This is a genomic window from Clostridium beijerinckii, assembly GCF_018223745.1.
GTDB lineage: Bacteria > Bacillota > Clostridia > Clostridiales > Clostridiaceae > Clostridium > Clostridium beijerinckii.
In genome coordinates this window covers 3,976,162-3,990,249 of the sequence record NZ_CP073653.1, presented here as the reverse complement: position 1 = coordinate 3,990,249, position 14,088 = coordinate 3,976,162, and the positions used below count along the sequence as shown (strand labels likewise).

The following is a 14,088-nucleotide window of genomic DNA, read 5'->3' as shown; positions in this document are numbered from 1 at the left end:
AAGCTTATTAAGTATAAAATATTAGAATACTATATCATATATAAAAAGGAATGACTATTTATGAAAATTTTAATAGCACCTATGGCAGCAATGGCGGAGACAAGTGGCCCTTTTTCAAGAGCAGCAGCTTTATGTAATAAATTAATAGAAAGAAAACATGAAGTTGCGTTTTGCGCGGCAGAAGATATAAATTATAAAAAAATAGAAAATGTAAAAAATTATTATGCGCCAATTCCATCACCATTTGGAATGCCTATGTCTTTGGGAAAAAGAATGTTTAAAATTGGACAATTACTTGGAATTCAACAGAAGAAAAAGGTTAATAGTTATGAACAGGTGCTTCATTTTGTTGGAGCAATTACGTACAAGCATTTTTCAGAAGATGTGTCTTGTATAAGAAAGGCAATACTAGATTTTAAGCCGGATGTGGTATATGCCGAATTTAGAATTGCGGCTATTGTTGCTTCAAAACTTGAAAATATTAAAGTTGTTACAGGATTCAGTTATCCTGCTTCGAAGTATTTTGCCTCTAATCCTGAATATAGCACAGGAGTTAAAAGATTTATTCAAGAAAATAAACTACCTCCAATCGAATCAGCACTTGATATATTTAATTGGGCCGATCTAAAAATAGTTCCAAGCTCTTATGAGTTAGAACCCATTAATGATGAAAATTTAGTTTTTACAGGTCCATTTTTTGTACCTAATTTTAGATCAGAAGATCATAATAAAAATAAAATTATAGCATACATGGGCAACGGGACAATTTTACCAAAGAAAGTTATATACACTTTAACGCAAGCATTTGAGCAAACTAATTTTCAAATATATATTGCAACAGAACAAGTGAAACCATACAAGAAAAATAATATTAATGTAGATAAAAGATTTGATTTTAGTAAACTTATGCCAGAAGCCATAGCTTATATGAACCATGGTGGTCAAAATAGTATTATGACGGGTTTAATATATGGCGTACCTCAAATTGTATGCCCTGGAAATGTATTTGAGAGAAAGTATAATGCGGCTTCAATATCTAATTTGAAGGCAGGTGTCTCATTAGAAACAAATATTTTTAATGCAGAAACGATTAAGAAAATAGTCAATGAATTTAGTACAAATAATATATATGCAGATAATTCTAAGAAAGCAGGAGAAAAATTATTAAATCTAGGAGGGACAAGTAAAGCAGTACAGGCTATAGAAAATATAATATAATTAACAATATTTTTAAGTATTAGTATAGCAAAATGAAAGATATAATTATTTGGCTGATTGCGTCTGTTATCATATTATTATAAAAAATTATGCAATTTTAATCTGATTTTAATCTTTCTTATATTTTAGATTAATTTTCTCTAAGTATTATATAAACATGATAAGTCAATACAAAGTTTTGGAGGATGATTAATATGGAAAGAAATGAAATGATTAAAATTTTAATGGAAAAGACCAAAGTAAGTTATGAAGAAGCAGAAGCAGTGTTGCAAGAATGTGACTTTGATCTTTTAGATGCTATAATTTATTTAGAAAGACAAGGAAAAGTTGAAAATAATGGAGCCAATACAATTATAGAAGTGGCTGTAGATAATAATGAAGAAAATAAAAAAGAAAATGAGGAAAATCATAAAAAGAAAAGTGGAGGCATTGGAGAAATTATTGGTAGAATGTTTAAGTTTATAGGGAAGGTTATAAGCAAAGGAAATGAAAACTATTTTGAAATGAAAAAGGAAAATAAAAAGCCAATAAGGATATCACTTACGATAGCAGCGTTATTGTTAATAATCGGGTTTTGGCCTGTTTCAGTATTATTATTAGTTGGTTTATTTTTTGGATATAAATATTCAATAGCAGGCCCTGATATTAATACTGATAAGGTTAATGATATTTTGGATAAAGCTTCAGAATCAGCAGATAATATAAAAAGTGATTTTAAAGAAAGCTATAAAGGATAGGATTAATCTAATGACAGCACTAGAGGTTTTGAAATTATTCGAAGCCTCTAATTTTGTGTATATAAAAGCATTAGATTAAATGGTATAATTTATCAGATAGCCATGGATATGGAGGGTTACTATGGAAGATTATAAGCTTGTAGAAAAATTAAAAAACGAAGCTAATATAAGTTATGAAGAAGCCAAAAGTGCGCTAGAAAAGTCGAACTGGGACATTTTAGATGCGTTTGTTTATTTAGAAGACATAGGTAAAGTTCAAAAGCCTTCTGTTAATATCTTTTATACTAATGAATATAAGGAAAATCATAAAAATGGCGTGATAACTAATAATAAGGATTACGGGAATAATTATAGTAATACAAAAGAGGATAATACCTTTGAAGGAATTTTTGTAAAAGTATGCAAAATAATAGACATATGTAATAATATTTTCTTTGAAATAAAGAAAGGTAATAAGGTATTTCTTAGGATTCCAGTTACAGTGATTATACTTTTATTAATATTCTCCTTTGGTACTGTCATTCCTTTATATATAGTAGGACTTTTCTTTGATCTTGAGTTTTCACTATCAGGAAAAAGGAGAGAAGTGAAGAAGATTAATCATGTATTTAAGTTAATATCAGAAAATGTAAAAAAGGTAAAAGGTAAATTAAAGAGGGGATTTAAAAATGGTTAAAATTTTAATTGTTGAGGATGACGAGAAACTTGCAAGATTTGTAGAGTTAGAATTGTTACATGAAGGATATGAAATATTAAAAGCGGATAATGGAAGATTAGGTCTTGAAATAGCTGAAAAGGGTGAAGCAGATTTAATACTTCTTGATATAATGATTCCACAAATAAATGGATTAGAAGTATTACGTAGAATTAGAAAAAATTCAGATTTGCCTGTTATAATGCTTACTGCAAGGGATGCTGTTATGGATAAGGTATCTGGACTTGATGCAGGAGCAGATGATTATATAACAAAACCTTTTGCAATAGAAGAGTTATTAGCAAGAATAAGAACAGCGCTTAAAAGAAGAACTGTTATTGAAAAAAGAGATACAGACATAATAAGCTGCGGATTATTGTCTTTAGATAAGATGAGACATAAGGTAATGTATGATAATACAGAAATAGAATTAACAAACAGAGAGTTTACTTTACTAAAAATTTTATTGGAAAATAAGAACATAGTATTAACTAGAGATATACTAATGGAAAAAGTATGTGGCTATGATTATATTGGAGAAACTAATGTAATAGATGTTTATATAAGATTTTTAAGAACTAAAATAGATGATGTATTTAAAACAAAGATAATAACCACAGTACGTGGAGTAGGATACGTTATAAAAGATGAATAAGGTTAGTAAATCAAAAAATGTTACATCTATTGCAATAAAATTGAATTCTGTTTTTGTAAGAAAGCTATTTTCGAAGTTTCTTTGGATTGATATATTTTTAATACTCTTTCTTATTGGATATTGGTGCATTGATTTGGAAATTAATTTCTATGGAGAATTTTTGTTAAATGCCAAAAGAACATTTATCTTTTTTCCAATAGAAAGTTCCACATATACAGTAGTTTTTGATAACGGTAAAACTATGATTAAAGATGCAAGTAGTTATTTATATATAATTCAAAGAGTGGTTAATTCTATAGCTATTATAGAGGGAATATTTTTATTGAAAGAAATCATCTTTGGAACAATGAAAATTAGAAGGACGCTAAAACCCCTTGATGAAATAGCTCAAACTGCAAGCAGACTTAGTAATATGACCTTTGATGAAGAGAAGTTTCAAAATCTTGAGGAGGCCATCTCTAAAATTAGCCCTGTAATCTCAGATGAAAGAATATATACAGGGGATAGTGAGCTTCATGGATTAGAAGAGGCAATAAATAATCTTTTAGAAAGAATGAGAGATTCTTACAAACAACAAGCAAGGTTTGTTTCTGATGCATCCCATGAACTTAGGACTCCAATTTCAGTAATTCAAGGTTATGCTAATATGCTGGATCGTTGGGGAAAAAATGATGAAAGTGTATTAAATGAGTCTATTGAAGCCATTAAAAGTGAATCTGAAAATATGAAAAATCTAGTAGAACAGCTATTATTTTTAGCTCGAGGGATTAATGGTAAAACACAGATTAACTCTAAAGAGTTTTTACTAAATGATATGATGAATGAAGTTCTTGAAGAGTCGAAGATGATTGATGAAAAACACATATATGAATACTATAGTTCAGAAGAAATAATAGTTCAGGGTGATATTGGTTTACTTAAGCAGGCAGCTAGAATATTAATTGAAAATGCAGCTAAGTATACTGAAGAAAATGAAGTTATAATGCTAAAAACAGGAATAAATGAAAAAGGGGAACCTTATCTTTCAATTCAGGATAATGGTATAGGAATGGATGAAAAGGACATACCACATATATTTGAGCGATTCTTTAGAGCTGACACAGCAAGAGTTAGAAAGAACGGTGGTACTGGGTTAGGATTATCTATAGCAAAATGGATTGTTGATGGACATAAAGGATATTTCTCTGTACTAAGCAGAAAAGGAATTGGTACTAGGATAACAATATTTTTACCTGTCAGCTCGATAAATTTTTAATTGAAAGTATAAGTGAAGAAGAATACAGAAGAAGATATTTTAAAAATAAATCTAGATAATAATATTTAAATTAAAATATTGTTAACCATAATATATACGTTGCAAAAATAATTCTTCATCATAATTCTAAAAATATTACAAGAATTTTAGCTATAATTGTGAATTTTGAGATGTGCATTGTGAATTGCAATATATATGAAAACAGAACAATTGTATATTTACAAAATATGTTATAATTGGTTTATAGTATATTTTTAGGAGGATATTAATATGAAAGTTTTATTAATCTACTCATCTATACATCATGGTAATACTGAAAAAATAGTAAGGGCAATGGGCGAATCTATAAATGCTGATATAATAGAAACAAGAAATTTAAAGATAAATACATTAAATGAATATGATCTAATAGGTTTTGGTTCTGGAATATATTATGGGAAGTTACATAAAAATATTCTTGAGTTAATTGACAAGTTACCAACTTTGTCTAATAAAAAAGTATTTGTTTTTTCTACGAGTGGACAGGGTAAAGTTAAATATAATGATTTTGTTGAACAAAAGCTAAAAGAAAAAGGGTTTAATGTTGTTGGTAGTTTTGCATGCAAGGGTTATGATACTTTTGGACCATTTAAATTAATCGGTGGAATCGCTAAAGGCAGGCCAAATGATAAGGATTTTCAAAATGCAAAAGATTTTGCTAAAAAACTTATATCTTTATAATATTTTATCATTATTTACGAGCAAAAATAAATAACAGATTGAAATATCGCATTTAGAAAATGTGGTATTTTTTTATGCAGCTTTAAAGTGGGACAATGCAAGTAGGATTATTATATTTATTATAAAGGATTAAGAGATTTATAGACAATTATTTATAGGAATGGTAAAATTTAATATATTATTAATATTTATTAAGTTTTAGGGGATATAGGAGAGAAATATGAAAAAATTAAAATTAACAAAAGTAATAGCTATTACATTAGTAGCAGCTTCAGTATTGGCATTAAATCCGATAGGAGCAAATGCAGAATGGAAAAAGGATGCAAAAGGCTGGTGGTATACAGAAGGAAACTCATGGGCTGAAGGTTTCAGAGTAATAGATGGGTATTTATATTTTTTTGATTCACAAGGCTATATGGATCATGGTAAGCCAAATGATTTTGGAGATAAAGTTGGATTAAATGATGATGGTCAATTTACAAATGTCACAATAAATGGAGCATGGGCTTTTTGCAAATTATCAGGTGAAATAGTAGCATATCTAGGTTCTGACAGCAATGTAGTAATTCCAGATAAAATTGATAATGTTGCAGTAACAGGCATAGGTAATAAGGCATTTTATAAACACAATAATATTAAAAATATAATTATTCCTAATAGTGTGACAAATATAGAAGACTCTGCATTTTATGGCTGTGCAAATTTGGCAAGCTTAAATATTCCAGCAAGCGTTCAATCTATAGGGGAAAAAGCATTAATAGGTTGTAGTAGCTTAGCAAATATATCTGTAGATGATAATAATATAAGTTATAAAAGTGTTGATGGAGTGTTATATAGTAAAAACGGAACTAATATACTATGTTATCCGGCTGCAAAAGTAGATAAAAATTATACAATTCCCAGTGGTGTAATAATTATAGGAAATAGTGCGTTTAGTAAATGTACAAATCTAACAAGCATAGAAATTCCTGATAGTGTAAAAACTATAGATTACAGAGCATTTGAAGGGTGTACAGGCTTAACAAAGATAAAAATTCCTGATAGTGTAACAAGTATAGTAAATAGTGCATTTATTGGATGTTCAAACTTAACAAGTGCAAACATTCCAAGTGGTTTGACATCTATAGAACCTAGTATTTTTGCAGGTTGCACTAACTTAACAAGCATGACAATTCCTAACAGTGTAACTCAAATAGGAATGAGTGCATTTGGTGGATGTAAAAATACAAACTTTTATGTAAAGAGTGAAGCAATGAAACAACTTTTACGTAGATCTGGTGTAAATCAAAATAAGATTGTAGTAAGCGTTTAGTCATAAACAATAATTAAATAAATAATTTTATAGAGTGGTTTAAAAGCTGCTCTATTTTTATAAGCAAAATTTCTATTTCACATATAGATAAATAGTATATAACCTAGACTTGTGCAATAATCCACCGAAAGTAAAAACATTGTTATTTCACAGGACTATGAAAATTTCGCTGAAAGTGCTAAATTGTAGGTTGCACCACTAGTGCTTGCTCCCAATTTAATTGTGACAAGCATTAGTTGAACAACCTACAATTAAGAGCTTTTAACAGCTCATTTTCAATGCCTGCTGCATAAAAATGTTTCTACTTTCTAGTATGGTATTTATTGCAAAGTATAAATAAAATTCTTTATCTATTAGAGTATTTATTAGGTAAGGTATAAAATGCTATTTAAAAATTTCGAAGTGTGGTATTTACAAGATATGTTATAATAAGTGAAAGAAAAAATAGTGATTTGTGGAGGAGAAAGACGATGGTTAGGGTTGCTACTATAGATGATATTTTAGAAATAGAAAAGATATATAATGAGATTTTGGATTATGAAGAACAAACAGTGTCTTATACAAATTGGCAAAAGGGGATTTATCCAACAGTTGATTATGCAAGGAGTGCTATTGATAATAATACAATGTTTGTTGGTGAAGACGAAGACGGAATATATGGATGCGTAGTACTTAATAGCATTCAACCCAAAGAATATGACAATATTTCGTGGATTACAAAGGCAAAACCAAGCGAAATTATGGTCATTCATACTTTGTGTATTCGACCTTCTGCAAGTGGCAAAGGTAAAGCAAAAGTAATGATGGAATTCATTGAAAAATACTCAAAAGAGCAAGGATATAAAGTTATTCGCCTTGATACTTACGAAGGCAATATCCCAGCTGCAACGCTATATCCTAAGATTGGATATGTTTATGTAGGTACAACAAAATTTCATTTTCAAAATGTGATATGGGAAGATTTGAAGTGTTTTGAAAAATCATTATAGGGCTGACTAGAGATTGATTAAGCAAAGGTGGGGATTTCTATTTTTCCAGATTTTATTAAGCATTATGATTTAATACGTTCAATACTTCGGGACGTTTTTTTATACGGATGTTTTTCAAAAGGTGACTTAGAAAGTAAAAATCATGGGAGCTCACGAAAAGTTAGTTATGAGATGCGCCGAATTAAACAATATATAGAGAAGGATTTTATTAAGATAGATAAAGATGGCAAGAATAAACTTTTAAGTTTAAGCTATGATGATATATCAAATACGAAAAACTTTTTAGTCAATACATATTTAAGCAAGAGTTTTACTAAAGCTGATATTATCTTATATTATTATTTGCTTTTAATTTTAAATTATAAAAATAAACCAATGGCCTTTTCAGACATTGAAAATGAGCTGGTAAGTGAAGAATTAATTGATTATGGAAATATAAGTAGTAAAACCATAGAAAGAAAGCTTAATGAATTAGCAAATTCTATGGAAATCGTATCAGTTAAGAAGAATGGACGGGTTAAAGAGTATTACATTTCAGAGGATATACTAAAAGAACTTGATAATGAAGAAATTCTAAAGCTTTATAATATAGTGGATTTATATAAAAATATTATTTTTCCTAATGTAAGTGGACATTATTTTTTTGATACACTAAGGGATTATTTAGAATTTGAACGAAATGTAATACCAAAGGATAAGAATTGTTTCCAATATAAAAATCTGCATTTTCATCCTGTAATTGAAGAAGAATTGATTTTAAAAGTTATGAGAGCAATTGAAAATAGGAATGAGATAAGATTTAAAAATGATTGCAAAACCACTCGTGTCAAAATGTATGATAATGAAGTGATTAGGCCTTTTAAGCTTAGATACGATGTTGAATGTGGAAGGTTCTACGTGTTTTCGTTTACTAGCACTGGAAGATGTATTAGTGCAAGGCTTGATAGGAAAGATGATATTGAGGTTTTAAAAACAAGATTTAATTATGAGGAATATGAGGAAAAGTATAAATTAGCTATGGAAAAAAGTTTTTCAAGTGTGCCTCATAACACTGATACTCCATACGAAGAAGTTGAATTTGAAGTTAATATTGATTCTTTATATGAATATTATATAGTTGAAAAGATAAAAGGGGAGCTTGGGGATTGCACTTTTGAGAAGATAAGTGATACTAAATATTTATTTAAAAAGATAGTAAATGATTCTTGTGAAATGATTCCGTGGATTAGAAAATATGGTGGCTATTTAAAGGTTATTTCACCTAGATATCTTCATAAGAAAATAAAAAAGGATTGGGAGGATATGCTAAATAATTATGGAGTTATTTCATGAATATAAAAATAAATATTTTCATTTAGTGTTTAGAATTTTAAATCTAGCAAAAAATGGACTTTATAAAGATGAAATTATAAGGCTTATTGAAGACGAGGAGTACGATGAAAAAGTAATAGGAAAAGACTTTAAAACTTTTGAAGGAATGCTTTTAAATCAATATGGTAAAGAGGATGATTTTAATTTTTTGGAAGAAAGAGAAGGCAAATATTATAGTATTTTAAATAGTGAAAATGGTATACCTCTTAAAGTCAGATTTTCAAAGCTAGAAAAATCCTGGCTTAATGGAATGATTAAGGAACCAGTAGTACAAGCTTTACTTGGAAAAGAAACCTTAAAAAAATTAGAAACAGCTTTGACAGATATGAAAGAAAAGGGAAGTAATCAAATAATAGAATTTACAAATAAAGTACAAAATGGATTTGATATTGATTTAGAGAAATTAAGTAAGGATTTCTATACTATTTTAGAAGGCATAATTAATGAGAAGCCTATATTATATTCTAATGTAGATAAAAACGGCAATGAATATAATAACCAATTAGCAATTCCAATTAGAATTGAGTACTCATTAAAAGATGATAAATTTAGAGCATCCCTATATTCTTTAGATGAGAAGAGATCTATATTGGTTAATTTGCATACATTAAAGGAAGTTAAAGTAGCCAATAATGTAGATTCGAATATAAAAAGAAAAGATGTTCTTAAGAAATTAAAGGAAAAGAAATACTCAGAAGTTCCAATTACAATTGAACTTGAAGATATTAGGGGAGCTATGGAAAGGTGTTTCATGAGTTTTTCTTCATTTGAAAGAAATTCTAGAACCATTTCAAAAAATAAATATGAAATAGATATTTATTATTATACCTTCGAAGAAGATGAGGTTATAAGGAAAATAATGTCCTTAGGTCCATATGTTAAAGTAAAGGCGCCTAATAGGGTTAGAGAGATTATTATTGATAAGATTAAAAGAGCATTTATGTATGAAACAACTTAAGGTATGGAAAATATAAATAAGTTATCTTAATTATATATAATCAAGAAATAGAGCTGGAAGTTAAAAAGACTTCGGGCTCTTTTGTTTTACAGTATATATGCTACTTAAGTGTATTTAGAGTATTTTATTGAGACAGGCGTTTAACATTTTATTGGTACTAATGGATTATAATTCAAAAGATGCAAAGTTTTTGTCTGTAAGAAAATTATAGAAATAATATAATAAGTATTGTAGTCGAGAGGACAAAGCAATAAGGAAGTGAATATTTAAGTTACTTCGTTTTAGGGGTGGTAATATTGGTTCGAATCCAATTGCATATTTTAATATGTATAGTAGAAGGGATAACACACCACCAGAATACTTAAATAGCTTTTTTCTCCATATTTCATAGAGATTAAAATTAGATGTGGCAGCGCATATTTGAGTTACTTCGTAAAAGGAAAATTATAATTAAAATATTAAGTTAAAGGAATGGTTTAAATTTAGAAATAAACAATACAAACTTAATGCTTTAGTAAGATTAAAATAATTCCTAAAGTAACTTTATTTCAGAGAGAAGAGTGATACCATTGGGCTAGCTAAGTGTAAACAACTCAGGTAGATTTACTCCACAATCTAATTAAATTAAGGGAAGTGCATGAAGGTGTTACTTCGGAGTAAAGATAATTGCAATAAAAGCAATGAACACTTTTAGGTTTTCTCCCTTATTGTTTTAAATTTTTTCTTCACAAGTAGGACGCAAAGGATATAAATCAATTTAATTAAAATTGATTTGACATGATGATAAGAGTATTAGTATGGTGCAACTCCATAAGTCATCTGAAAAATATAACTTCATCATTGAAAGGAGCAAATTAAAATGTCAAAATTTAATTTTTTTAGAAACACAACAGTAAATACAGTAAATAAGGAAGGCCATGTGGCTTTTAAAATGGAACTGAAGGAAAAATTAATAACTGAAGTTTTAACAAGTTTCTTTAATGAAGGAAAGTTTTATGGAGATAATTCTTTAGAAATAGTTAACGATTTAAGAAATGTTATTAAGATAGATCCGAAATTTGTAGCAAATTTGGCCATATATGCTAGAAAAGAAATTCATTTAAGAAGCATTTCTCATGTTATGGCTGCAGAGCTTGCTCATGATGTGCAGGGAAAGAAGTATGTTAGAAGAGTTCTAAGTGAAATAGTTGAGAGAGTAGATGATATGGCGGAAATTTTAAGTTATTACCTAAATGTATATGGCAAACCAATTCCAAATTCACTCAAGAAAGGGTTAGGTGATTCTTTCATAAGATTTGATGAGTATTCTCTTGCAAAATACAATAGATCAAAGGAGATTAAACTTAAGGACATAGTAAATTTAGTTCATCCAAGACCAAGCACAGGTAAGCAAAGCGATATGTTTAAGAGATTACTTGAGGATAACCTAGAAACACCATTTACATGGGAAACAATGCTTTCAAGTGAGGGCAATAACAAGAATACTTGGGAAAAATTAATTGATAGCAATAAGCTTGGTTATATGGCTATACTTCGTAATTTGAGAAACATCATTAAAGCTGAACCAGATAATATAGAAAAGGTATATGAAATTTTAGAAAATGAGAATAGAGTTAAAAATAGCAAGCAGCTACCTTTTAGATATTATTCAGCATTTAAAGTATTATCAAATGAAGGTCTTGGAACATCAAAAATTTATGATACTCTCGAAAAAGCAATTAGATTTTCTACAGACAACATAGAGCGACTTAGTGGTAAGACTTTTATATCAGCTGATGTATCAGGTTCTATGAGAAGTACGCTAAGTAGAAAAAGTGATACTACTTGTGCTGAAATAGGTACTGTTCTTATGGCGATTGCAAATAGCATTTGTGATGAAGCTATAACAAGTACTTTTGATACAAGATTTAAAATAACTCCATTTGCAGCTACAAATGGAATTATAGCTAATGCAAATTCTATAAGGGTTACAGGCGGAGGGACAAATCTTTCATTGCCAATATATCATTTGTTAGATAATAAAATTTATGTTGATAGAATAATAATTCTATCAGACAACGAAATAAATTATGGATATGCTAGAGTATGCCAAGATTTGATAAATCAATATAGAAAGCAAGTAAATCCTAATGTCTGTGTACATGCAATTGACCTTTTAGGTTATGGTACACAGCAATTTAAAGGAGACAAAGTAAATATAATTGCAGGATGGAATGAAAAAATACTAGAATTCATACCAAATGTAGAAAACGGTCTTAGCAATATAAAGGACAAGATTGAAGAGTATTATTTTAAGGAAAAATTAGAATCAATTATATAGACAAAAATAGTAAGGGGAAGTGTATATTTAAGTTACTTCGATTTTAACGATAGATGTCACCGGTTCGAACCCGGTCTTATAATTTGGAAAGATTATAAGTAGCTCAGGTGGTAGAGCACTAAATACTTAAATAGTTTTTCTCCCCTTAATTTTAGAGGAGTAATATTTATGATAGAAGTTAAAGGGAAATATAATACTGCAAAAGTATTTACAGATAATATAGAAACAGAAGCAATTGAACAATTAGAGGAATTATGCAATCAGCCTTTTGTAGAGGGCTGCAAGGTTAGAATAATGCCAGATACTCATAAAGGGGCAAGCTGTGTTATTGGATTTACAGCTGATTTGTGTGATAAAGTCATTCCGAATATTGTAGGAGTCGATATTGGATGCGGGATGTTAACTGTAAATTTAGGAAGAGTAGATGTTGATTTAGAAAAGCTAGATGAGATTATCCATAAATATATTCCATCAGGAATGAATGTACATGAAGGAAGAGTGGTTAGATTCCCAGAATTGCAGAATTTAAAATGTTATAGGAGCTTGAAAAATACTAAAAGAATTGAAAGAAGTATTGGCACCTTAGGCGGGGGAAATCACTTTATTGAAATAAATGAGAGTGCTGATGGAATAAAGTATCTTGTGATTCACTCAGGAAGCAGAAATTTAGGAACACAAGTGGCTAGTATTTATCAAAATCTTGCAATAGATTTATGCAGTGGTAAAGGTGATTACTTTGTTAAAAGAGAAAAAATAATTAGTGAATATAAAGCTGATGGACGTAGAAAAGAAATCCAGAAAGCTTTAAAAGATTTAGAAGCACTATATAATGACCTAATGCCAAGCTACCCAAAAGAGTTGTGCTTTTTAAGTGGAGATTATAGGAAGGATTATCTACATGATATGAATATTTGCCAAGAATATGCTGTCTTAAATAGAAACACAATGGCAGATATAATTTTGAAAAAGCTGCTTGGAAAAGGTTTTGATGAATTTGAAGCATTTTCTACTACCCATAATTATATAAACTTAAAAGACAACATAATTAGAAAAGGAAGTATTTCCGCCTATGAAGGAGAAAAAGTATTAATTCCCCTTAATATGAGAGATGGAAGCATAATTGCAATAGGGAAAGGTAATCCAGATTGGAATTACTCAGCACCACATGGGGCAGGCCGTATTATGAGCAGGACTAAAGCTAAGGAAAAAGTCAATTTGGAAGAATTTAAGGCTTCAATGGAAGGGATTTTTACAACTTCAGTTACAGAAGCGACAATTGATGAAGCTCCAATGGTGTATAAGCCTAAGGAAGAAATACTTGAAAATATTTCTGAGACTGTTGATATTATTGAAATAATCAAACCAATTTATAATTTTAAAGCTCAAGGGTAATTAGAATATTTAAATCACTGATTTCAAAATTATTTTTTCTAAAATAAGTTAGGAGTTGATGATAATGATTTGGAGAGATGACGCCTTGTAACGGAGGCGATATAATGTCAAGAAGTTATAAAAAAACATCGGTTTATCAAGATGGATATGGATTAAAGTCTTTATATTGGTATAAGAGGTCTGCAAATAAGAAGGTCCGCAGAACCACTGAAATTCATAGTGGAAAATCATATAGGAAGGTTTATGATACTTGGACATTCCGTGATTACGTTTTTAGAGAAACTTTAAATGAATATAAGATTGAACTTGAAAGAGATCTTAAAAGTTGTCTAATATTTTATGGAAGTTATGATAATTTTCCTAATTATTATAAAAAAAGGCTTGATGATAAAGATTTTAGGTTATGGAAAAAGATTTATTATTGGAAATAATTATTTTAGCATTACCTTATGTGTATAATGTAATGC

The 14,088-nt window shown here is 29.1% G+C and carries 13 protein-coding genes; all 13 read left to right on the top strand.

All coding sequences use genetic code 11. The features are described from left to right. The first annotated feature begins 60 nt into the window (after nt 1–60). Nucleotides 61–1,218: a glycosyltransferase gene (locus tag KEC93_RS18045; protein WP_077867839.1), complete on the top strand. Its 1,158-nt coding sequence runs from the start codon at nt 61–63 to the stop codon at nt 1,216–1,218. A 194-nt stretch (nt 1,219–1,412) separates the two neighbouring features. Further along, complete coding sequence (locus KEC93_RS18040) at nt 1,413–1,955, top strand: UBA domain-containing protein (protein WP_039771710.1); 543 nt, start codon at nt 1,413–1,415, stop codon at nt 1,953–1,955. A gap of 121 nt (nt 1,956–2,076) precedes the next feature. Continuing rightward, nucleotides 2,077–2,631, top strand: coding sequence for a UBA domain-containing protein (locus tag KEC93_RS18035; RefSeq protein ID WP_023974104.1), 555 nt, complete (start codon nt 2,077–2,079; stop codon nt 2,629–2,631). Next, the gene (locus KEC93_RS18030) at nt 2,624–3,304 is read left to right on the top strand and encodes a response regulator transcription factor (protein ID WP_039771712.1); all 681 of its coding nucleotides are present in this window, start codon (nt 2,624–2,626) and stop codon (nt 3,302–3,304) included. The genes KEC93_RS18035 and KEC93_RS18030 overlap by 8 nt, the downstream gene beginning before the upstream one ends. Next, entirely contained in the window at nt 3,297–4,559 is a 1,263-nt protein-coding gene (locus KEC93_RS18025) for a sensor histidine kinase (RefSeq protein WP_077867838.1), read from the top strand. The genes KEC93_RS18030 and KEC93_RS18025 overlap by 8 nt, the downstream gene beginning before the upstream one ends. A 270-nt stretch (nt 4,560–4,829) precedes the next feature. Beyond that, nucleotides 4,830–5,279: a flavodoxin family protein gene (locus KEC93_RS18020; protein ID WP_077867837.1), complete on the top strand. Its 450-nt coding sequence runs from the start codon at nt 4,830–4,832 to the stop codon at nt 5,277–5,279. A gap of 220 nt (nt 5,280–5,499) precedes the next feature. Further along, nucleotides 5,500–6,591, top strand: coding sequence for a leucine-rich repeat domain-containing protein (locus KEC93_RS18015; RefSeq protein WP_077867836.1), 1,092 nt, complete (start codon nt 5,500–5,502; stop codon nt 6,589–6,591). A gap of 470 nt (nt 6,592–7,061) precedes the next feature. After that, a complete protein-coding gene (locus tag KEC93_RS18010; RefSeq protein ID WP_077867835.1) occupies nt 7,062–7,580 on the top strand; it encodes a GNAT family N-acetyltransferase in 519 nt (172 codons plus the stop codon). 27 nt (nt 7,581–7,607) lie between these two features. Then, nucleotides 7,608–8,912 (top strand): helix-turn-helix transcriptional regulator, encoded by a 1,305-nt coding sequence (locus tag KEC93_RS18005; RefSeq protein WP_077867834.1) that lies wholly within the window; start codon nt 7,608–7,610, stop codon nt 8,910–8,912. Continuing rightward, nucleotides 8,896–9,909 (top strand): WYL domain-containing protein, encoded by a 1,014-nt coding sequence (locus KEC93_RS18000; RefSeq protein ID WP_077867833.1) that lies wholly within the window; start codon nt 8,896–8,898, stop codon nt 9,907–9,909. Before KEC93_RS18005 ends, KEC93_RS18000 begins: the two co-directional genes overlap by 17 nt. 859 nt (nt 9,910–10,768) lie before the next feature. Beyond that, nucleotides 10,769–12,229 carry a TROVE domain-containing protein gene (locus KEC93_RS17995; RefSeq protein ID WP_077867832.1) on the top strand — a complete coding sequence of 487 codons (1,461 nt, stop codon included), beginning with the start codon at nt 10,769–10,771 and terminating at the stop codon, nt 12,227–12,229. Nucleotides 12,230–12,397: 168 nt separating this feature from the next. Beyond that, nucleotides 12,398–13,621, top strand: coding sequence for an RtcB family protein (locus tag KEC93_RS17990; RefSeq protein WP_077867831.1), 1,224 nt, complete (start codon nt 12,398–12,400; stop codon nt 13,619–13,621). Between the two features lie 104 nt (nt 13,622–13,725). Then, nucleotides 13,726–14,052 (top strand): hypothetical protein, encoded by a 327-nt coding sequence (locus KEC93_RS17985; RefSeq protein WP_077867830.1) that lies wholly within the window; start codon nt 13,726–13,728, stop codon nt 14,050–14,052. Nucleotides 14,053–14,088 lie beyond the last annotated feature (36 nt).